Origin of the sequence: Ramlibacter sp. (assembly GCF_028292805.1) — a bacterium.
In the GTDB taxonomy this organism is placed as follows: domain Bacteria; phylum Pseudomonadota; class Gammaproteobacteria; order Burkholderiales; family Burkholderiaceae_C; genus Ramlibacter.
In genome coordinates, this window is the sequence record NZ_JAQGLS010000285.1 from 1 (window position 1) to 19922 (window position 19922).

Below are 19922 nucleotides of genomic sequence, written 5' to 3' on the forward strand. Positions count from 1 at the left end.
CATAGGTCGAGAACTTGTAGCCGCGGCGGTATTCGAACTTGTCGACCGCCTTCATCAGGCCGATGTTGCCTTCCTGGATCAGGTCCAGGAACTGCAGGCCGCGGTTGGTGTACTTCTTGGCGATGGAAATCACGAGCCGCAAGTTGGCTTCGATCATTTCCTTCTTGGCGTCGCGCGAGGACGACTCGCCCTCGTTCATGCGGCGGTTGATTTCCTTCAGCTCGGCCAGCGGGACCACGACGCGCGACTGGATGTCCGTCAGCTTCTGCTGCAGTTCCTGGATCGCCGGCACGTTGCGGGCGATGATGACGCTCCAGGGCTTGCCGGCGGCCGCCTGCTTTTCCACCCACTTGAGGTTCAGCAGGTTGGCCGGGAAGTCCTTGATGAAGGTTTCCTGCGGCATGCCGCACTTGTCCACGACGATGCGGCGCAGCTCGCGCTCTTTCTTGCGCACGTCGTCGACCTGCGCGCGCACCATGTCGCACAGCTTCTCGATGGTCTTGGCCGTGAAGCGGATGGTCATCAGCTCCTCGGACAGGGCGTGCTGCGCCTTGTGGTAGGCGGGCGTGCCCCAGCCTTCCTTGTCGTAGACCTTGTGGACCTTCTCGAACAGCGAGGCGATGCGGTCGAAGCGCTCCAGCGCCTGGTTCTTGAGCTCTTCCAGCTTCTTGGTCAGCGCCTTGGAGCCGCCCGAGCCGTCGTCGTCGTCGTCGGCGTCGAATTCGTCGAAGTCTTCCTCGGCCACGTAGTCGTCGGCTTCGTTCGGGTTCGAGAAGCCGTCCACCACGGTGGAGATGACGATCTTGCCTTCGCGGATTTCCGCGGCCAGCCGCAGGATCTCGGCGATGGTGGCGGGCGAGGCGGAGATCGCCTCCATCATCGCCATCAGCCCGCCTTCGATGCGCTTGGCGATCTCGATTTCGCCTTCACGCGTGAGCAGTTCGACCGTGCCCATCTCGCGCATGTACATGCGCACGGGGTCGGTGGTGCGGCCGAATTCGCTGTCCACGGTGGACAGGGCGGCTTCGGCTTCTTCTTCCGCTTCCTCGACCGTCGCTGCCGTCGGCGTCGTGTTGTTCAGCAGCAGCATCTCGGCATCCGGCGTCTGCTCGTACACCGCCACGCCCAGGTCGTTCAGCATCGACACCACGACTTCCATGGTTTCGGCGTCGATCAGCTTGTCGGGAAGGTGGTCGGAGATCTCCGAGTGCGTCAGGTAGCCGCGCGTCTTGCCCAGCGTGATCAGCATCTTCAGGCGCTGGCGCCGCTTGGCCATGTCTTCCTCGGACAGGACGGCTTCGTCCAGGCCGAATTCCTTCATCAGCGCGCGTTCCTTGGCCTTGCTGATCTTCATGCGCAGCGGCTTGACCTTTTCGGCCACCGCTTCCACCACCACCGGCTCGGCGTCGGCGAATTCGGCTTCGACGTCGCCCAGATCGACATCCTCGCCGCCCAGGCCCGGCTTGGAGCCGGCGTCCTTGGGCTTGCGGCCGCGCTTGGCACCGGCCGCCTTCGGCGCTTCGCCCGCGGCAACCGCCTTGGGCGGGCGGCCCGGCTTCTTCTTCAGGGATTCGTCAGCGGCGGGGGCCCCGGACTTGGCGGGCTTCTTCGCTTCTTCCTTGGCGGGGGCTTTTTCGACCTTGGCGGGGGACTTCGTGGGCACGGGCTGAACTACTTTCGTTGCGGGCTTGGCGGAGGCTTTGGACACCGGCTTGTCGTTCCTGACGACCTTCAGCTGGGTTTTGGCTGCTTTCGCGGGTTGAACCGATGGTTTGACTGGCTTGTGGTCGGCAGGTTTCGCTGCGGGCTTGACAGGCTTCGCGGACTTCGTGGCGGGCATAAGACCTCGGGACAAGACGAAAACGAAGAATTCGCCCGCGCGCAGGCGTGAGCGATCAGGCCGACCAGGGCCTCATGGGCAAGATGGATGGGCGAACATTTGGAGTGCAGCCCTTGCGGTAATTTGGCCTGTGCTCGCTTGGGAGCGCCGTGCGTTGCACGGCTGGCCGGTCCGGAAGGTACTGCTGTCGCTCTTGCCAGCAAACCCTACATTATACGTTTGTCGCCGGATTTCAAGGCTTGGCTGCGAGTTTTTGCGCTTCTATCAGCGCCTTGAGCCGCTGGTAGGCCTGCGGATCGGTGGCCGCGGCAGCCGCCAGGCGGTTGCGCTCCTCCTCCTGGCTGCGCTTGCGCTCCTTGGCCAGGATGTCGGCCAGCTCCGCCGGATCGCTTTCGATCTCCGGCGGCAACTTGGCCATCTCCGCCACCGCGAACTCCTCGTGCGGATGACCCGCCAGCGCCTCGCGCAGCATGCCCCAGGGCAAGGCGCCGTGGTCATGGTGCTGGGCGTCGAGCCAGCTGAAGAGGGCGCCGTGCGGCGCCGGCAGCTCGCACAGCAAGTGATGCTCGTCGTGGCTGAGCCGCTCCCAGGCATGTGGCTGCGAGAACAGGATCTGCAAGGCCCGGGTGGCGCGGTTGGTGGGCAGGGCGCGGCCCGGCACCCGCTGGCGCGGCGGTTCCATGCTCTTGTCGCGGTTTGGCGGCTGCCAGCGGGGGCGGGCTTCCTTGCGCGCGGCGAGCGGGCTGCGGCCTTCCCAGACGTCCGCCAGCTCGCGCGAATTGAGCTGCACCAGCTCGGCGATCTCCCCCAGCAGCTGGGTCTTGAGCGCCCCTTCCGGCAACTGGCTCCACAGCGGCTTGGCATTGGCCGCGAAATGGGCCCGGCCTTCGGCGGAATTGAGGTCCAGGCCTTCGCGCGCCGCCTCGAGCAGGAAGCGTGACAGCGGCGTGGCGTCCGCCACGTACTTGGCGAAGGCATCGCGGCCGTTCGCGCGGATGAAGCTGTCGGGGTCGTGCTCGGGGGGCAGGAACAGGAACTTGACGCTGCGCACGTCGCTGGCATAGGGCAGGGCGCCGTCGAGCGCCTTGCGCGCGGCGCGGCGGCCGGCGGCGTCGCCGTCGAAGCTGAACACCACACTGTCGGTGAAGCGAAACAGCTTTTGCACGTGGTCGGTGGTGCAGGCCGTGCCCAGCGTGGCCACCGCGTTCGGAAAGCCCAGCTGGGCCAGTGCCACCACGTCCATGTAGCCCTCCGTCACCAGCACGTAGCCCAGTTCGCGCAAGGCGTTGCGGGCCTCGAACAGACCGTACAGCTCGCGGCCCTTGCTGAAGACGGGAGTCTCCGGCGAGTTCAGGTACTTGGGTTTTTCGTCGCCCAGCACCCGGCCGCCAAAGCCGATGCACTCGCCCTTGACGTTGCGGATCGGGAACATCACGCGGTCGCGAAAGCGGTCGTAGCGCTTGTCATCTTCCTCGTTGACGATCACCAGGCCGCTTTCGGCCAGCAACGGGTCGTCGTACTCGGGGAACACGCTGGCCAGGCTGCGCCAGCCCTCGGGCGCGTAGCCCAGCCCGTACTGCCTGGCGATCTCGCCGGACACGCCCCGGCCCTTGAGGTAGTCGACGGCGCGTGGCGAGATCTTCAGCTGCTTGCGGTACGCAGCGCCGGCCTTTTCCAGCACATCGCCCAGCGTCGCCTGCTTTTGGCGCTGCTCGGCCTGGCGCGCCCGCTCGGCCGGCGGGATGTCTTCTTCGGGCACCTGCATGCCGTACTGGCCGGCCAGGTCCTTGACGGCCTCCACGAAGTTCATGCCGGCGTAGTCGACCAGGAAGCCCAGGGCATTGCCGTTCTTGCCGCAGCCGAAGCAGTGGAAAAACTGCTTGCTGGGGCTGACGGTGAAGGAAGGGCTTTTCTCGGCATGGAACGGGCACAGGCCGGAGAAGTTGGCGCCGGTCTTCTTCAGCTGGACGTGGCGGCCGACGATCTCCACCACGTCGGCGCGCGCTAGCAGTTCCTGGATGAAGTTCTGGGGGATGGTCATGCCTGGGCGTATTCTTACCTACTGCGGAGCGGACACCGATCCGATGGAGACAATAGCCATGGCCAGCATCTTCGACCAGGACCTGCCGCGCACCGCGGCGAACCACACGCCGCTGTCGCCGCTGGCCTTCCTGGAGCGCAGCGCGGAGGTTTATCCGCAGCGCATCGCCATCGTCCACGGCCCGTTGCGCCGCACCTGGGGCGAGACCTACGCGCGTTGCCGGCAGCTGGCCAGCGCCCTGGCGCGCGCCGGCTTGGGCAAGAACGACACGGTGGCAGTGATGCTGCCCAACACGCCGCCCATGGTGGAGGCGCACTTCGGCATTCCGATGGCCGGCGCCGTCCTCAACGCGATGAACACCCGGCTCGACCCGGAGGCAATCGCCTTCATGCTGGACCACGGCGAGGCCAAGGCGGTGCTGGTCGACGTGGAGTTCGCCGGCGTGATGGCCCAGGCGATCGCGCTGCGCAAGGAGGCCCGGCCGCTGCTGGTGATCGACGTCGAGGACGCGCTGTTCACCGGGCAGGGCAGGCGCATCGGCAGCACCACCTACGAAGCCTTGCTGGCCGGCGGCGACCCGGAGTTCGCCTGGCAACTGCCGGCCGACGAATGGGACGCGATCGCGCTGAACTACACCAGCGGCACGACGGGCAACCCCAAGGGCGTGGTCTACCACCACCGGGGCGCGGCCAGCAACGCCATCTCCAACATCCTCGAATGGGATCTGGCCAAGCATCCGGTCTACCTGTGGACGCTGCCCATGTTCCATTGCAATGGCTGGTGCTTTGCGTGGACGGTGGCGGCGCGCGCCGGCGTCAACGTCTGCCTGCGCAAGGTGGAAGCCAGGGCCATGGCGGATGCGATCCGCGAGCACGGCGTCACCCACTACTGCGGCGCTCCGATCGTGCACGCGCTGCTGGTGAATTCGCCCGACGAGCTGAAGCGGGGCCTGCCGCGCGGCGTCAAGGCGATGGTGGCGGGCGCGGCGCCGCCGGCGTCGCTGATCGAGGGCCTGGAGCAGATGGGCTTCGACCTGACCCACGTCTACGGCTTGACCGAGGTGTACGGGCCGGCCACCGCCTGCGCCCGGCACCAGGAATGGGACAGCCTGGACATCGGCGAGCGGGCCCGCCTCAATGCCCGCCAGGGTGTGCGCTACCACCTGCAGCACAGCGCCCGCGTGCTCGATGCGAAGACCATGGAGCCGGTGCCGTGGGACGGCGAAACCATGGGCGAGATCATGTTCCGCGGCAACATCACGATGAAGGGTTACCTCAAGAACGCCAAGGCGACCGCCGAGGCTTTTGCCGGCGGCTGGTACCACACCGGCGACCTGGCCGTGCAGTTCCCCGACGGCTACATCAAGATCAAGGACCGCAGCAAGGACATCATCATCTCCGGCGGCGAGAACATTTCGTCGATCGAGGTCGAGGACGTGCTGTACCGGCACCCGGAGGTGCTGGCCGCCGCCGTGGTGGCCAAGCCGGACCCGAAGTGGGGCGAGACGCCTTGCGCCTTCGTCGAGCTCAAGGCCGGCTCGAGGCTGACCGCCCAAGAGGTCGTGGCGCATTGCCGCAAGCACCTTGCTGGCTTCAAGGTGCCCAAGGCGGTGGTGTTCGGCGAGCTGCCCAAGACGTCGACCGGGAAGATCCAGAAGTTCGAGCTGCGCAAGCAGGCCGGCTCGGCGGCGGCGATCGACGTTTGAGCTGAGCTTGTCATCCGGGGCTTGGCCCCGGATCCGGCTGCGATCGTGCGGCCGCCGGCCTGGATTGCGGTTCGAGCCAGCAGTGACAGCGACTGGTTTTTTCATCGCCAGCGCATGAACTTTCGGCATCGCACGCCCGCTACAGCTCGGGCCCCGTGTAATCCGCGCCCCCTGCTCCTGCGCCGGGGCGGCATACTCGGCGGCATGCGTGTACTCAGCCCTGCGGGCGCCTTTGTGGTCGCCCATCCCGGCACGTTCGCGCTGCGGGTGCTGCGCGGCTTCCAGTCCAACCAGGGGTTGCTGCTGGCCGGCGCCGTCGCCTACTACGCCCTGTTGTCGGTGGTCCCCCTGCTGATCCTGGTGGTGATCGGCCTGTCGCACTGGGTCGACACCCAGGAGCTGCTGGCGACCCTGGGCCGCTACCTGGAATGGCTGATGCCCGGGCAGGCGCGCGCCATCGTCGTCGAACTGGGCAACTTCGTGCAGCATCGCGGCGTGATGGGCTGGGTGCTGCTGGTCACCATGCTGTTCTTCAGCTCGCTGGGGTTCACCGTGCTGGAAAAGGCGATGTCGGTGATCTTCCTGCACCGATTCGCGGTGCGGCGCCGGCATTACATGGTGTCGGCGCTGCTGCCTTATTTCTACATCCTGTCGCTGGGTGTCGGCTTCCTGATCGTCACTGTGGTGGCCGGTAGCCTGCAGGCCATGGGCGAGAACAGTGTGACGGTCATGGGCAACGAACGGTCGCTGCAAGGCATCTCCGGCGTGCTGCTGTACCTGCTGGGCCTGGGCGGCGAGATCTTCCTGCTGACATCGGTCTACATGGTGATGCCGGTGGGCAAGCTGTCCTGGCGGCACGCGCTGATCGGCGGGGCCACCGCGGCGCTGCTGTGGGAGATCACCCGCCACGTGCTGGTCTGGTACTTCAGCAGCCTGTCGCAGGTGAGCCTGGTCTACGGCTCGCTCACCACCGCCATCGTGGTGCTCCTGAGCCTGGAGATCGCCGCCACCTTGCTGCTGCTGGGCGCGCAGGTGATCTCCGAGTACGAGCGGATCGAGCGAAAAGTCGGAACCTAATCTCCCATCACGATGCCTTCGCGGCGCGGGTCGGCGCCACCGAGCAGCACCGGCGTGCCGTGCGCATTGCCCACCGTGATCGCCTGCAGGCCGCTGGTCAGGGCCTGCTCGCGCACCTCGGCGCCGCGGGCGCGCAGCGCCTCCACGGTGGCCGGCGGGAAACGCTTTTCCTCCAGCAGGCTGGGGCCGTTCAACGAGGCGAAGTTGGGCATGTCAATGGCCTGCTGCGGCGTCAGGCCCCAGTTCAGCACGCCGTAGAGCGTCTTGGCGGTGAAGTGGATGATCAGCGCGCCGCCCGGGCTGCCGCCGGTCATCACCAGCTGCTTCGTGGCCTTGTCGAAGACCAGGGTCGGCGCCATCGACGAGCGCGGGCGCTTGCCCGGCTGCACCCGGTTGGCAATCGGCTGGCCCTGTGCGTCGGCCGGCTCGAAGCTGAAGTCGGTCAGCTCGTTGTTCAGCAGGAAGCCCTTGACCATCTGGCGGGCGCCGAACTGGTCTTCGATGGTGGTGGTCATGGCCAGCGCATTGCCTTGACCGTCGATGATGCTGATGTGCGAGGTGCCGTATTCCGGCTGCGCCGGCATGGGCGCATGGCTGGTGGCCACCCGGCCGGGCGTGCCGGGCGTTGCCGTCTTCATGCTGGGGCCGGCCGGCTGGATCAGCCGCGCGCGCTGCGCCAGGTAGTCGGGCGCCAGCAGGCTCATCCAGCTGCCGCCGGGCGGCTGCACGAAGTCGGGATCGGCCACGTACTGGGCGCGGTCGGCGAAGGCCAGGCGCGATGCCTCGGTGTACAGGTGCAGCCAGTCGGCCGAAGGCAGGCCGTCCTGCAGCGGCAGCGTGGCGGCCTGGGTGCGGCCCAGGATGCCCAGGATCTGGCCAACGGCGATCGCACCCGACGAGGGCGGCGGAAAGCCGCAGACGTTGAAGTCGCGGCCATGCGAGCGGTAGTCGTGGCACAGCGGCGCGCGCTGCTTGGGCTGGTAGCCGGCCAGGTCCGCCATCGACAGCCGGCCGGGGTTGGTCGGGTGCCGCTGCACCTTGTCGACGATGGCGCGGGCAATGTCGCCTTCGTAGAACGCGCGCGAGCCTTCGCTGGCGATGCGCCGCAGCACGGCGGCCAGTTCAGGGTTGCGCAGCAGGTGGCCGACGGCATGCGCTTGCCCGTTGCCAGCGTAGAAGTAGGCGGCGGCGGTCGGGTCTTGCTTCAGGTGGGCGTCGGCCTTGACCAGGGTGTTCAGCCGCGGGCTGACCTTGAAGCCGCTCTCGGCCAGCGCGATCGCCGGCTGGAACAGCGTGGCCCAGGGCAGCTTGCCGTGCTGGCGGTGCGCCATCTCCAGCAGCCGCACCGTGCCGGGCACGCCGACCGAGCGGCCGCCGACCACGGCTTCGTAGAACGGCAGGGGCTTGCCGTCGGCGCCCAGGAACAGGCGCTCGTCGGCCGCGGCCGGCGCCGTTTCGCGGCCGTCGAAGGCCTCGACCTGGCGGCCATCGGAATGCAGCAGGAAGGCGCCGCCGCCGATCCCGCTGGACTGCGGCTCCACCAGCGTCAGCACCATCTGCACCGCGACCGCGGCGTCGATGGCCGAGCCGCCGGCCCGCAGCACCTGGTAGCCGGCGTCGGTGGCGAGCGGGTTGGCCGCGGCGACGGCGAACTTCGTGGTCGCCCAGCCGGGCTTGGCCGTGATGCCGGAAGCAGCTTCGGGCTGCTCGGGAACGGTGTAGGCAAAGTTGCCGGGCGCGGTGGCGCAGGCGGCCAGCAGGCAGGCCGTGGCCAGCAGCGAGAGGATGGGGCGGCGCATGGTGGTTGTTCTCCTTGGCCGCCCACTATAGGGCGGCAGCGCCGCCCCGGGGGCCTACTTGGGCGCCAGCCGGATCGCGCCGTCCAGGCGGATCACCTCGCCGTTGAGCATGTCGTTCTCGAAGATGTGCCTGGCCAGCTTGGCGTAGTCCTGCGGCGTGCCCAGGCGCGACGGGAACGGCACGCTGGCGGCCAGCGACTTCTGCACTTCCTCGGGCATGCCGAACATCATGGGCGTGCCGAAGATGCCGGGCGCGATCGTCATGTTGCGGATGCCGTTGCGCGCCAGGTCGCGCGCGATCGGCAGCGTCATGCCGACCACGCCGCCCTTGGAGGCGCTGTACGCGGCCTGGCCGATCTGGCCGTCATAGGCGGCGACCGAGGCGGTCGAGATCAGGCAGCCGCGCTCGCCGGTGGCTTCGGGCTCGTTCCTGCTCATGGCTTCGGAGGCCAGGCGGATCATGTTGAAGCTGCCCACCAGGTTGACCATGATGGTCTTGCTGAAGACGGCCAGGCTGTGGGCGCCGTTCTTGCCCACGGTCTTTTCGGCCGGCGCGATGCCGGCGCAGTTGACCAGGCCCATCAGCTTGCCCATGGCAACGGCCTTGGCGACCACCGCCTGGCCGTCGGCTTCCTGGCTGACGTCGCACTTGACGAACGCGCCGCCGATGTCCTTGGCGACGGCTTCGCCTTTTTCGACCTGCATGTCGGCGATGACGACCTTGCCGCCGTTGGCGGCCAGCATGCGCGCCGTGCCCTCGCCAAGGCCCGATGCGCCGCCGGTGACGATGAAGACCTTGCCCTGGATGTCCATGCCTGCTCCTGGTGTGACGTTGACGTTCACGTTCGCGTCAATTATCGGGCAAGAAAAAGCCCGCGCTCGGCGGGCTCCTCCTGCTTGCCATATGCAATGCGCTATTTGAATCCCACGCGGTCCAGCATCTGCTGCACCTTGACCGTGTTGGCCCCGACCGCCGCCAGCGGGATGGTCTCGGCCTTGAAGTCGCCGCCGCCGCTCATGGCCTGCAGCGCCGGGTTGGATGTCTTCACGCCCTTGGCCGTGGGCCACTCGTTGTTGCCGTTGGCGAAGTAGTTCTGCGCCTCCGCGCCGGCCAGGTATTCCAGGAACTTGACGGCCGCTTCCGGGTGCTTGGCGTTCCGGGCCACCGCGCCACCGGCAATGTTCATGTGGGTGCCCCAGGTTCCCTGGTTGGGGAACACGATGCCAACGCGCCCCATCAGCGCCTTGTCTTCCGGCGCGGTGGAGCGCAGCAGGCGCGCGATGTAGTAGCTGTTGCTCACCGCCACCTGGCACTCGCCGCTGCCAACGGCCTTGATCTGGTCGGTGTCGCCGCCCTTGGGCGAGCGCGCCATGTTGGCGACGATGCCCTTGAGCCAGGTTTCCGTCTGCTGCTCCCCGGCGTGCTGCAGGACGGCGCCGAACAGCGACAGGTTGTAAGGGTGCGAGCCCGAGCGCAGGCAGACCTTGCCCCTGTTCTTCGGGTCGGCCAGTTCCTCGTAGGTGTCGACGTCCTCGCGCTTGACCTTGACTTTGTCGTACACCACCACGCGGGCGCGGGTGGAGAAGCCGAACCAGGTGGAGCCTTCGGCGGTGCTGGCGCGGTATTGCGCCGGGATCGCGTCTTCCAGCAGCTTGGACTTGATGGGCCGGAACAGGCCGTCCTGGTCGCCTTTGACCAGGCGGGCGGCGTCGACCAGCAGGATCACGTCCGCCGGCGAGGCCGTGCCTTCGGCCTTGAGGCGGGCCAGGATGCCGGCGTCGTCGGCGTCCACGCGGTTGATCTTGATGCCGGTGGCCTTGGTGAAGTTCGCGTACAGCGCTTCGTCGGTCGAGTAGTGGCGGGCGGAGTACAGGTTCAGAACCTGGTCCTGGGCGGCCACCGAAGTGGCGGCGGCCAGCAGGGCCGCGACGGCGATTGCCTTGTGGATCATGGGGTCCTTCGAGGGAGCGGGAAAGAGGATTTCGCCATCATAAGGCAAACGCGAATCATTCTCAATCTTGTCCGCGTCGGCGCCCGGCAATAAAAAGGCCCCCAGTCTTGCGACTGGGGGCTGAAGGATCCTGAACCGGTGAAGGTGTCGAAGGACCCGAGGAGACAACCTGAAGAACTCTCGGTCGCGAGAGTGACGTGATGGACACTCCCGCGGGAGAAGAGTTCCTGCGCCACCGGGATGGCGTCAGGATCCCGCTTTTTCAAATTCAGGCGGACGCGCGCTTGGCCTTGGCACCCTTGGAGGCGGTCACGGCCTGGCTGGCGACGGCGTTGAAGTTCGCTTCGGCGACGTCGGCGGCTTGCTTGACGGCCTTCTGGACCGATTCCAGGGCGTTGTTGCCGGCCGCAACGGCGCTCTTGAACACGGCCACGGCGGTCTCGGAACCGGCGGGGGCGTTCTTGGCGGCGTTGTCCACCACGGACAGGAACTTCTGCTGGGCTTCGGCGACCTGGCCTTCCAAGGCACGGCCGAACTCGGCGCCGGTGGAGGAGCCGATGTCGTACAGGTGACGGCTGTAGGCAGCGGTCTTCTCGGCCAGGGGCTGGAACAGGGCCGCTTGCAGGGCCAGCAGTTCCTGGGCATCCTTGACGCCCAGCAGGGACTGGGTGGTCTCGGCGGCTTCGGACAGCGCAGCCTTGGAGGCGGTCAGGTTCAGCTCGACGAGCTTTTCGATGCCTTCGAAGGCCTTGGTGGTCAGGCCGAACAGGGTTTCGACGTTGGCCTTCTGGATGGCTGCGAATTGTTCAGGGGTCAGCATGGGTGTGGCTCCGGGAGAGGTTGAGGTGGGGACTTACGCTTCCTGCCCTGAACCTTCCGGGCCGTCCCCGGGAGCATGTTGCAGTGCAGCATGGATCGAAGTATACGGGCGTAGTCGCGCTTTGCAAAGCCTTTTTGCTGCGCCGCAACAAAATAATGCAATGCAGGTTTTCTACGCTACCCAGTTCGTCTTGCCACTGCCGCCAGGTCACCGCTTCCCGATGGGTAAATACCAGCTGCTGCGCGACCGGCTGGCCGCCGAGGTGCCCGACATCCGCCTGCTGCAGGCTGAGCCTGCCACGGACGGGCAGCTGGCGCTGGTGCACAGCCCGGCCTACGTCCAGGCCATCCACGAGGGATCTGCGGCGCCATCCGTCATGCGCGAGATCGGCTTCCCGTGGAGCCCGCAGATGGCGCAGCGCGCCCGCTGCTCGGTCGGCGCGACCATCGCCGCCTGCCGTGCGGCCTTGCAGGATGGCATCGCCGCCAACATCGCCGGCGGCACCCACCATGCCTATGCCGACAAGGGCGGCGGCTTTTGCGTGTTCAACGACGCGGCCGTCGCCAGCCGGCTGATGCAGGCCGAGCACGCCCGGCGCGACCGCAGGCCGCTGCGGGTGGCGATCATCGATCTCGACGTGCATCAAGGCAACGGCACCGCCCGCATCTTCCGCGACGACCAGTCCGTGTTCACCCTGTCGCTGCATGGAGAGAAGAACTTTCCTTTCCGCAAGGAAGCCAGCGACCTCGACGTGGCGCTGCCGGACGGCACCGGCGACGACGCCTACCTGTCGGCGCTCGAATCAGCCCTGCAGGAGCTGGCGCACCGCTTCGACCCCGGGCTGGTGATCTACCTGGCCGGCGCCGATCCGCATGAGGGCGACCGGCTCGGGCGCCTGAAGCTCACCTGGGACGGGCTGCAGGCGCGCGACCGGCGCGTCTTCGACTGGGCCTGCCAGCGCGGCCTGTCACTGGCCTTCGCCATGGCCGGTGGCTATGGCCGGCGCATCGAGGACACGGTGCAGGCGCAGGTCAACACTTTCGCCGTGGCGGCCGCCTATGCAGGGCGCTGGCACAATCGCCGGCGATGAGCGAGACCCCGACCGAAGCCAAGCCGCAGCCGCAAGCGCGGTCTGCGTACCGCGCCTTCCGCACGATCGGCACCCGCTGGATGGACAACGACGCCTACGGGCACGTCAACAACGTCGTCTACTACAGCTGGTTCGACACCGCGGTCAATGCGCACCTGGTGGACGCCGGCGTGCTGGACATCCAGCACGGCGCCACCATCGGCCTGGTGGTGGAAACGCAGTGCAATTATTTCGCGCCGGTCACGTTTCCGCAGGTGGTGGAAGCCGGCCTGCGCGTGGCCCGCATGGGCCAGTCCAGTGTCCGCTACGAAATTGGGTTGTTCCTCCAGGGAGAAGAGATGACGGTTGCCAAGGGCCATTTCGTGCATGTGTATGTCGACCGCGCGCAGCGGCGCCCGGTGGCGCTGCCCGCCGACTTGCGCCGCGTGCTGCAGGCACTGCAATGAACGCGCTGCCAGTGACCACCGTGGTGGCCGACCCGGCCAGCGTCGACGCCGCCATCGCCAGCCGCTTTTCCTGCCGCGCCTTCCTGCGCGAGCGGCCGGTGCCGCGAGCGCTCATCGAAAGCATCCTGGATGTCGCCAGCCGGGCGCCGTCCGGCACCAACACCCAGCCCTGGCGCACCTACGTGCTGCAGGGCGCCAGCCTGAACGGCTTGGTCGACAAGGCCTGCAGCGCGCACGATGCGCTGTACGCAGATCCCGCGCAGGCCGCGCGGTATCCGAAGGAGTGGGACTACTATCCGCAAAAATGGGTGTCGCCGTACATCGACCGCCGGCGCGAGAACGGCTGGGGCCTGTATGGGCTGCTGGGCATCACCAAGGGCGAGAAGGACAGGATGCATGCGCAGCACCAGCGCAACTTCCGCTTCTTCGACGCGCCGGTCGGCCTGATGTTCACCATCGACCGGGTGCTGGGGCGCGGCTCGCTGATGGACTACGGCATGTTCCTGCAGAACATCATGGTGGCGGCGCGCGGGCACGGCCTGCACACCTGCCCGCAGGCGGCCTGGAACGGCTTTGCCAGCATCGTGCTGCCGCACATCGGCGCCGGCGCCGACGAAATGCTGGTCTGCGGGATGGCGCTGGGCTACGCCGACGAAGCACAGATGGTGAACGGCTTCCACACGCCGCGCGAACCGGTGGCGGGATTCACGCGCTGGCGCGATTGACCCGTCCCGTCACTCTTGCTTGAGGAGCCAAGCGTACGTGTGATCCAGTGCGCCCGCAGGCAGGCAGGCAGGCAGGCAGGCTTGCCGCGCGCCGCGAGTGCCAATGCCCCGGACCCGCCCTGCGCCCGATGACGCCTAAGGCCGGCCGAACCGCTGCTTCGCATCATTCATGCAGGCCTCGCGGCCCTCGGGCGGCAGCATCTCGCAGCGCTCGCGGGCGGCGCTGAACTGCGCTTCGGCGCCGCGATCGGCGACCTCGCTGCGCTCGCGAACCACCTTCTCGGCCTGCAGGCGCTGGGCGACCACTTCCTTTTGCAACTTGGCCTCGGCCCGGGCACCGGCGTAGACCGCCTTCGCATCCTTGCGGCAGACCTCGCGGGCGTTGCCTTCCATGGCCTTGCAGCTTTCCAGCGTCACCGCGTAGGCCGCCTTGGCCTTGGCCATCCGCACCTTCTGGTCATTGTCGGCGGTCGGCTTCATCTGCATCTGCAGTTCGGCGGCCGAGACGTCGCGGGCGCCGCGCGCCTTCTCGTTGCAGACGTTGCGGGCGGTGCGGTCCAGGGGCTTGCAGCGCGCCTGGATCGCGTCGTATTCCGCCTCGATGCGCTGTTGCTGCGCGCGATACGCCTCCTGGCTCATGCTGGCGGCGCCGGTCGGGCTGGTGGTCTGGGCGCCGGCGGCGCAGCACAGGACGGCTGCGAGCCAGGCGAGGCGGCGGTGCATGGAGTGGTCCTTCATGGTGACTTGTCGGGGGCGGGGCCGCCAACCGTCTCGCCGCCGTCGTCAAAGCGCAGGCCTGCCGCCGGTCCGGCGCCGGCGAAGCCGGGTGCTTCACCCGGCCCGGCCTGGCTCGCCTGCCCATGGCGCTGCTGGATGCGTCCGAGCAACTGGTCGCGCCGGCCGTCAATGACGTCGATGTCGTCGTCGGTCAGCTTGCCCCACTGCTCCCTGACCTTGCCCTTCAGCTGCTTCCAGCGGCCCTGGATGCGATCTTGGTTCATTTTTACCTTCTCCTGCGCGGCAGGCGCTCCTGCACGGCAATGTAGCCAGCGCAGCTGAGGCGTGCGGTAGGAGCCCTGCCGCACGGGGGGTAGGCATGCGCCTACCGGCCGGGGCGAGGGCGTCCCGGGGATTGGGTATGCTCGGCGCCGCCACCAAAGAAAAAAACCGCCCGACAGGAGATCCATGAACCGAATCCGGCTGCTGCTGGCCTTGCCCCTGTTGTTGCCGCAACTCGCCACCGCCGCCGATTTCGATGGCAGCCGCTTGTCGCCGCTGTGGGGCGTGCCGTTCGCCGGCATCCTGCTGTCGATCGCGCTGCTGCCGCTGCTGGCGCCGCGGTTCTGGCACCACCACTTTGGCAAGGTGGCCGCGGCCTGGGCGCTGGCCTTCCTGCTGCCGTTCGCCGCCTTGTTCGGCGCCTCGGCCGCCGGCGTGGCGCTGGTGCACGTCGCGCTGGCCGAATATCTGCCGTTCGTGATCCTGCTGACGGCGCTGTTCACCGTCTCGGGCGGCATCTACATCCGCGGCAACCTGCACGGCACGCCGGCGCTGAACGTGGCGATCCTGGGCATCGGCGCCGTGCTGGCCAGCCTGATGGGAACCACCGGCGCCTCGATGCTGCTGATCCGGCCGCTGATCCGCGCCAACGACAACCGCAAGCACGTCGCCCACATCGTGGTGTTCTTCATCTTCATCGTCTCGAACGCCGGCGGCTCGCTGACGCCGCTGGGCGACCCGCCGCTGTTCCTGGGCTTTCTCAAGGGCGTGGATTTCTTCTGGACGGTCAAGCACATCTTTCCGGAGACGCTGTTCCTGGTCGGCGCGCTGCTGCTGATCTTCTTCGCGCTGGACAGCTGGTACGTGGGCAAGCGCGAAGAGGTCGTGCCGGTGGACCCCACGCCCGACACCCGCGGCATCGGCTTTGACGGTGCCCGCAATTTCTGGCTGCTCGGCGCGGTGGTCGCGCTGGTGCTCATGAGCGGCATCTGGAAATCGTCCATCGCCTTCGACATCGCCGGCACCCAAGTGGGGCTGCCCGGCATCGTGCGCGACCTCGGGCTGATCGCCGTCACCTTGCTGTCGCTGCGCATCACGCCGGACTCGGTGCACGCGGACAACCAGTTCTCGTGGGTCCCGATGCTGGAGGTGGCCAAGCTGTTCGCCGGCATCTTCCTGACGATCATCCCCGTCATCGCGATGCTGCGGGCCGGCATCGACGGCCCTTTCGGCGCCGTGATCGCCGCCGTCACGCGGCCGGACGGCACGCCCAGCCCGGCGGCCTATTTCTGGGCCAGTGGCCTGCTCAGCTCGTTCCTGGACAACGCGCCGACCTACCTGGTGTTCTTCAACACCGCCGGCGGCGACCCGCAACAGCTGATGACCATGCTGGCCCCGGTGCTGGCGGCGATCTCGGCCGGCTCGGTGTTCATGGGCGCCAACAGCTACATCGGCAACGCGCCCAACCTCATGGTCAAGTCGATCGCCGAGGACCGGGGTGTCAAAATGCCCAGCTTCTTCGGCTACATGGCGTGGTCGACGGGCATCCTGCTGCCGCTGTTCGCGGTCATGACCTTCATCTGGTTCCTGTGAGATCCCCTTGGTGAACAAACCCCGCATCCTCGTCGCCCGCGCCATCTTTCCCGGCACCATCGCCCAGCTGGAGCAGCACTTCGAGGTGGAGCACAACCAGGCCGACGTCATCTGGCCGCGCACCGAACTGCTGGCGCGGCTCAAGGACAAGGCCGGCGCCTTCACCACCGGCAGCGAGCGCATCGACGCCCAGGCGCTGGCGGCGGCGCCGGGGCTGAAGATCGTCGCCAACATGGCGGTGGGCTACAACAACTTCGACGTGCCGGCCATGACGGCGGCCGGCGTGGTCGCCACCAACACGCCCGACGTGCTGACCGAAACCACCGCCGACTTCGGCTTCGCCCTGCTGATGGCCACGGCCCGCCGCATCACCGAGAGCGAGCATTACCTGCGCGCCGGGCAATGGACCAAGTGGGCCTACGACATGTTCTCCGGCGCCGACGTGCACGGCAGCACGCTGGGCATCCTGGGCATGGGCCGCATCGGCCAGGGCATCGCCCGGCGCGGCGCCCACGGCTTCGGCATGAACGTGATCTATCACAACCGTTCGCGGCTGGTGCCCGAGCTGGAGGCGGCCTGCAAGGCGCGCTACGTAGCCAAGGACGAACTGCTGCGCACGGCCGACCACCTGGTGCTGGTGCTGCCCTATTCGAAGCAATCGCACCACGCGATCGGCGCGCCCGAGCTGGCCCAGATGAAGCCGACCGCGACGCTGGTCAACATCGCGCGCGGCGGCATCGTCGACGACGCCGCCTTGGCCAGGGCGCTGCGCGACAAGGTCATCGCCGCCGCCGGCATCGACGTGTTCGAGGGCGAACCCAGGGTCCATCCCGACCTGCTGGCCGTGCCCAACGTGGTGCTGACGCCGCACATCGCCAGCGCCACCGTGCCCACCCGCAAGGCCATGGCCAAGCTGGCGGCGGACAACCTGGTCGGGTTCCTGGTGCACGGCAAGCCGCTGACACCGCTCAATCCGGAAGTGCTGAAATCGGCCTGACCCCCGCCACCTGGATCCTGCTGGCGCTGGCGGCGACCAGCGTGGTCCTGCTCGCCGTGCTGCTGCTGCGCCAGCCGCCGGACGGCGGCCGGGCCGAGCTGCTGGCCGCGCAGGAGCGGCTCGAGCGCGAGCTGCGGCGCGAAATCAGCGAGTCCTCGCGCGGCGTGCGCACCGAACTGACCCACACGCTGGCCACCTTCCAGCAGGCGGTGGTGGGGCAGGGCGCGGAAGCAGTGCGGACCCAGAACGTGCAGATCGACGCCTTCGGCCAGCAGCTGACGCTGATGCAAAGGACCCTGGCCGACACGCTGGCCACGCAGCTGCAGGCCCTGGGCGAGTCGAACGCGCGCCGCATGACCGAAGTGCGCGCCACGCTCGAATCGCAGCTGGCCGCCTTGCAGCAGGCCAATACCGCCAAGCTGGAGGAGATGCGCCAGACGGTTGACGAGAAGCTGCAAAGCACGCTGGAGACGCGGCTGGGCGAGAGCTTCAAGCAGGTGGCCGAGCGGCTGGAGCAGGTGCACCATGGCCTGGGCAAGATGCAGTCGCTGGCGCAGGGCGTGGGCGACCTGCAGCGGGTGCTGACCAACGTCAAGACCCGCGGCATGTTCGGCGAGGTGCAACTGGAAAACCTGCTGGAGCAGGTGCTGACGACGGAGCAGTACGGCAAGCAGGTCGAGACCAAGCCGCGTAGCAACCAGCGGGTGGACTTCGCCATCCGCTTTCCGGGCCGCAGCGCCGACGGCACCCCGGTCTGGCTGCCGATCGATGCCAAGTTTCCGCGCGAAGACTACGAGCGCCTGCTCGACGCCCACGACCGCGCCGACGCGGCCGGCGTCGACAGCGCCGGCCGTGCGCTGGAAGTGCGGATCCGCGAGGAAGCCAGGACCATCTGCGAGTCCTACCTCTGCCCGCCTCACACCACCGATTTCGCGATCCTGTTCCTGCCGATCGAGAGCCTGTATGCGGAGGTGCTGCGCCGCCCCGGCCTGATGGACAAGCTCCAGCGCGACTACCGCGTGACGCTGGCCGGGCCGACCACGCTGCTGGCGATGTTGAACAGCCTGCACATGGGCTTTCGCACGCTCGCCCTGGAGCAACAGGCGTCCGAGGTGTGGAAGGTGCTGGGCGCGGTCAAGACCGAGTTCGAGCGCTACGGCGAATGGGTCTCGCGCATTCGCGAGCAGGTGCAAAAGGCCTCCGACACGCTGGAGAAGGCCGAGACCCGCACCAGGCAGATGCGGCGGGCGCTGAAGGTGGTGGAAGCCTTGCCGCAGGCGCAGGCGCAGGCGCTGCTGCCGCCGGCCGAAGACAGCAGTGACGACAACGAGCCCTGAGGCACGCAGCCCCGCCAACGAGTTGGCCCGGCTGATCACCGGCCAGGTGTTTCTGCATGCCTGCATGGCCGGCATGCGGCTGGCTTCGCCGCTGCTGGCCCTGCGCGAGGGCTACAGCCCGGCCGCGGTCGGCGTGCTGCTGGCCCTCTACGCCCTGACGCAGGTGTTCCTGGCGCTGCCGGCCGGCCGCTACGCCGACCGCCACGGCCTGAAGCGCCCGGTGGCCTGGAGCGTGGGCGCGGCCACGCTGGGGGCCGGCATGGCGGTGGCATTCCCGATCTTTCCGGTGCTGTGCGCGGGCGCCATGCTCACCGGCGGCGCGACCGGCGTCGCCGTGATCGCGCTGCAGCGCCACGTGGGGCGCGCCGCGCAGAACCCGACCCAGCTCAAGCAGGTGTTCTCGTGGCTGGCGATCGGCCCGGCGGTGTCCAACTTCCTCGGCCCGTTCGCCGCCGGCCTGGTGATCGACCATGCCGGCTTTCGCTGGGCGTTCCTGCTGATGGCGGTGTTTCCGCTGGTGTGCTGGTGGTGGATGCGCGACGCGCGCGAACTGCCGCCGGTGGAGGCGCCGCCGGGCGCCAGGCGGGGAAAGGCCTGGGACCTCTGGCGCCAGCCGATGTTCCGCCGGCTGATGCTGGTGAACTGGGTCCTGTCCTCCTGCTGGGACGTGCACACCTTCGTGGTGCCGGTGCTGGGCCATGAGCGCGGCCTGTCGGCTTCGGTGATCGGCACCATCCTCGGCGGCTTCGCCGCGGCCGCCGCCCTGGTGCGCGTGCTGCTGCCCATGCTGGCCGCGCGCATCCACGAGTGGGCCTTGATCACCGGTGCGATGGTGGCGACGGCGCTGATCTTCGCCGTCTACCCTTTCATGCACACGGCATTGCCGATGGCAGTGTGCTCGATGCTGCTGGGCGTGGCGCTGGGCTGCGTGCAGCCGATGGTGATGAGCACGCTGCACCAGATCACCCCGCACCACCGCCATGGCGAGGCGGTGGGCATGCGGATGATGACCATCAACGCCTCCAGCGTCGCCATGCCGATGCTGTTCGGCGCGTTCGGCGCCGTCGTCGGCATCAGCGCGGTGTTCTGGACGGTGGCGGTGGCGGTCGGGCTGGGCAGCCGCCTGGCCGTGGGTCTCAGAGCCGGTAAAACGTCTTGATCAGGTGCCAGGCCGTCTCCGCGTCGTCGGCGAACTGGAACAGGTCGAGGTCGGCGGCGGAGATCACGCCTTCCTCCACCAGCATCTCGAAGTTGATCAGCCGCTTCCAGTAGTCGGAGCCGAACAGCACGATCGGCACCTGGCGCGCCTTGCGCGTTTGCACCAGCGTGATGATCTCGAACAGCTCGTCGAGCGTGCCGAAGCCGCCGGGAAAGGCCACCAGCGCCTTGGCCCGCATCATGAAGTGCATCTTGCGGATCGCGAAGTAGTGGAACCGGAAGCTCAGCGCCGGCGTGACATACGGGTTGGGCTCTTCCTCCATCGGCAGCGCGATCGCCAGGC

General features: G+C 67.9%; 18 protein-coding genes. 9 read left to right on the top strand and 9 right to left on the bottom strand.

The window, feature by feature from the left end:
- Positions 1–1840 (bottom strand): sigma-70 family RNA polymerase sigma factor (locus JWP65_RS17280; RefSeq protein ID WP_299765942.1); only part of this gene is annotated, 1840 nt, incomplete at its 3' end.
- 232 nt (positions 1841–2072) lie between these two features.
- Positions 2073–3881: a DNA primase gene (gene dnaG, locus JWP65_RS17285; RefSeq protein WP_299765944.1), complete on the bottom strand. Its 1809-nt coding sequence runs from the start codon at positions 3879–3881 to the stop codon at positions 2073–2075.
- Positions 3882–3939: 58 nt separating this feature from the next.
- Here dnaG and JWP65_RS17290 point away from each other — a divergent pair, with 58 nt between their 5' ends.
- Together JWP65_RS17290 and JWP65_RS17295 are read left to right on the top strand one after the other, a co-directional pair.
- Entirely contained in the window at positions 3940–5586 is a 1647-nt protein-coding gene (locus tag JWP65_RS17290) for an acyl-CoA synthetase (RefSeq protein WP_299765946.1), read from the top strand.
- A 204-nt stretch (positions 5587–5790) separates the two neighbouring features.
- Positions 5791–6663 carry a YihY/virulence factor BrkB family protein gene (locus JWP65_RS17295; protein WP_299765948.1) on the top strand — a complete coding sequence of 291 codons (873 nt, stop codon included), beginning with the start codon at positions 5791–5793 and terminating at the stop codon, positions 6661–6663.
- Here the strand turns inward: JWP65_RS17295 and ggt are convergent.
- The 4 genes from ggt to JWP65_RS17315 all read right to left on the bottom strand — a co-directional run bounded on the left by ggt (position 6660) and on the right by JWP65_RS17315 (position 11234).
- Positions 6660–8462, bottom strand: a complete 1803-nt coding sequence (ggt, locus tag JWP65_RS17300; protein WP_299765950.1) for a gamma-glutamyltransferase — start codon at positions 8460–8462, stop codon at positions 6660–6662. The two genes, JWP65_RS17295 and ggt, sit on opposite strands and share 4 nt — an antisense overlap.
- 54 nt (positions 8463–8516) lie before the next feature.
- Positions 8517–9275: a 3-hydroxyacyl-CoA dehydrogenase gene (locus JWP65_RS17305; protein ID WP_299765952.1), complete on the bottom strand. Its 759-nt coding sequence runs from the start codon at positions 9273–9275 to the stop codon at positions 8517–8519.
- 101 nt (positions 9276–9376) lie between these two features.
- On the bottom strand, positions 9377–10414 hold the full coding sequence (locus tag JWP65_RS17310; protein WP_299765954.1) for an extracellular solute-binding protein: 1038 nt from the start codon (positions 10412–10414) through the stop codon (positions 9377–9379).
- 268 nt (positions 10415–10682) lie between these two features.
- Positions 10683–11234: a phasin family protein gene (locus tag JWP65_RS17315; protein WP_299765956.1), complete on the bottom strand. Its 552-nt coding sequence runs from the start codon at positions 11232–11234 to the stop codon at positions 10683–10685.
- A gap of 160 nt (positions 11235–11394) precedes the next feature.
- On the opposite strand from JWP65_RS17315, the gene JWP65_RS17320 reads away from it, so the two are divergent.
- The 3 genes from JWP65_RS17320 to JWP65_RS17330 are packed head-to-tail and all read left to right on the top strand — an operon-like array spanning position 11395 to position 13495.
- The gene (locus JWP65_RS17320; RefSeq protein ID WP_299765962.1) at positions 11395–12324 is read left to right on the top strand and encodes a histone deacetylase; all 930 of its coding nucleotides are present in this window, start codon (positions 11395–11397) and stop codon (positions 12322–12324) included.
- A complete protein-coding gene (locus JWP65_RS17325) occupies positions 12321–12770 on the top strand; it encodes a thioesterase family protein (RefSeq protein ID WP_299765964.1) in 450 nt (149 codons plus the stop codon). The genes JWP65_RS17320 and JWP65_RS17325 overlap by 4 nt, the downstream gene beginning before the upstream one ends.
- The gene (locus JWP65_RS17330; protein WP_299765966.1) at positions 12767–13495 is read left to right on the top strand and encodes a nitroreductase; all 729 of its coding nucleotides are present in this window, start codon (positions 12767–12769) and stop codon (positions 13493–13495) included. The genes JWP65_RS17325 and JWP65_RS17330 overlap by 4 nt, the downstream gene beginning before the upstream one ends.
- 135 nt (positions 13496–13630) lie before the next feature.
- Here the strand turns inward: JWP65_RS17330 and JWP65_RS17335 are convergent, their stop codons facing one another.
- Together JWP65_RS17335 and JWP65_RS17340 are read right to left on the bottom strand one after the other, a co-directional pair.
- Entirely contained in the window at positions 13631–14218 is a 588-nt protein-coding gene (locus JWP65_RS17335; RefSeq protein WP_299765968.1) for a hypothetical protein, read from the bottom strand.
- Between the two features lie 11 nt (positions 14219–14229).
- The gene (locus JWP65_RS17340) at positions 14230–14496 is read right to left on the bottom strand and encodes a CsbD family protein (protein WP_299765970.1); all 267 of its coding nucleotides are present in this window, start codon (positions 14494–14496) and stop codon (positions 14230–14232) included.
- Between the two features lie 184 nt (positions 14497–14680).
- Between JWP65_RS17340 and JWP65_RS17345 the strand changes: the two genes are divergently transcribed.
- The 4 genes from JWP65_RS17345 (at position 14681) to JWP65_RS17360 (ending at position 19580) form a co-directional block, all read left to right on the top strand.
- A complete protein-coding gene (locus JWP65_RS17345; RefSeq protein WP_299765972.1) occupies positions 14681–16087 on the top strand; it encodes a sodium:proton antiporter in 1407 nt (468 codons plus the stop codon).
- Between the two features lie 10 nt (positions 16088–16097).
- Positions 16098–17084, top strand: a complete 987-nt coding sequence (locus JWP65_RS17350) for a D-glycerate dehydrogenase (protein WP_299765974.1) — start codon at positions 16098–16100, stop codon at positions 17082–17084.
- A 47-nt stretch (positions 17085–17131) separates the two neighbouring features.
- The gene (locus JWP65_RS17355) at positions 17132–18421 is read left to right on the top strand and encodes a DNA recombination protein RmuC (protein WP_299765979.1); all 1290 of its coding nucleotides are present in this window, start codon (positions 17132–17134) and stop codon (positions 18419–18421) included.
- Positions 18422–18485: 64 nt separating this feature from the next.
- Positions 18486–19580, top strand: coding sequence for an MFS transporter (locus JWP65_RS17360; RefSeq protein ID WP_367280527.1), 1095 nt, complete (start codon positions 18486–18488; stop codon positions 19578–19580).
- On the opposite strand, the gene JWP65_RS17365 is transcribed toward JWP65_RS17360, so the two are convergent.
- Positions 19558–19922 (bottom strand): LOG family protein (locus tag JWP65_RS17365; RefSeq protein ID WP_299765978.1); only part of this gene is annotated, 365 nt, incomplete at its 5' end. The genes JWP65_RS17360 and JWP65_RS17365 overlap by 23 nt on opposite strands.

Coding starts and splice junctions, on each gene's coding strand:
- JWP65_RS17290 (WP_299765946.1), top strand. CDS start 3,940: ATGGCCAGCATCTTCGACCAGGACCTGCCGCGCACCGCGGCGAACCAC.
- JWP65_RS17335 (WP_299765968.1), bottom strand. CDS start 14,218: ATGCACCGCCGCCTCGCCTGGCTCGCAGCCGTCCTGTGCTGCGCCGCC.
- JWP65_RS17325 (WP_299765964.1), top strand. CDS start 12,321: ATGAGCGAGACCCCGACCGAAGCCAAGCCGCAGCCGCAAGCGCGGTCT.
- JWP65_RS17345 (WP_299765972.1), top strand. CDS start 14,681: ATGAACCGAATCCGGCTGCTGCTGGCCTTGCCCCTGTTGTTGCCGCAA.
- JWP65_RS17295 (WP_299765948.1), top strand. CDS start 5,791: ATGCGTGTACTCAGCCCTGCGGGCGCCTTTGTGGTCGCCCATCCCGGC.
- JWP65_RS17315 (WP_299765956.1), bottom strand. CDS start 11,234: ATGCTGACCCCTGAACAATTCGCAGCCATCCAGAAGGCCAACGTCGAA.
- ggt (WP_299765950.1), bottom strand. CDS start 8,462: ATGCGCCGCCCCATCCTCTCGCTGCTGGCCACGGCCTGCCTGCTGGCC.
- JWP65_RS17310 (WP_299765954.1), bottom strand. CDS start 10,414: ATGATCCACAAGGCAATCGCCGTCGCGGCCCTGCTGGCCGCCGCCACT.
- dnaG (WP_299765944.1), bottom strand. CDS start 3,881: ATGACCATCCCCCAGAACTTCATCCAGGAACTGCTAGCGCGCGCCGAC.
- JWP65_RS17305 (WP_299765952.1), bottom strand. CDS start 9,275: ATGGACATCCAGGGCAAGGTCTTCATCGTCACCGGCGGCGCATCGGGC.
- JWP65_RS17330 (WP_299765966.1), top strand. CDS start 12,767: ATGAACGCGCTGCCAGTGACCACCGTGGTGGCCGACCCGGCCAGCGTC.
- JWP65_RS17340 (WP_299765970.1), bottom strand. CDS start 14,496: ATGAACCAAGATCGCATCCAGGGCCGCTGGAAGCAGCTGAAGGGCAAG.
- JWP65_RS17320 (WP_299765962.1), top strand. CDS start 11,395: ATGCAGGTTTTCTACGCTACCCAGTTCGTCTTGCCACTGCCGCCAGGT.
- JWP65_RS17360 (WP_367280527.1), top strand. CDS start 18,486: ATGGCCGGCATGCGGCTGGCTTCGCCGCTGCTGGCCCTGCGCGAGGGC.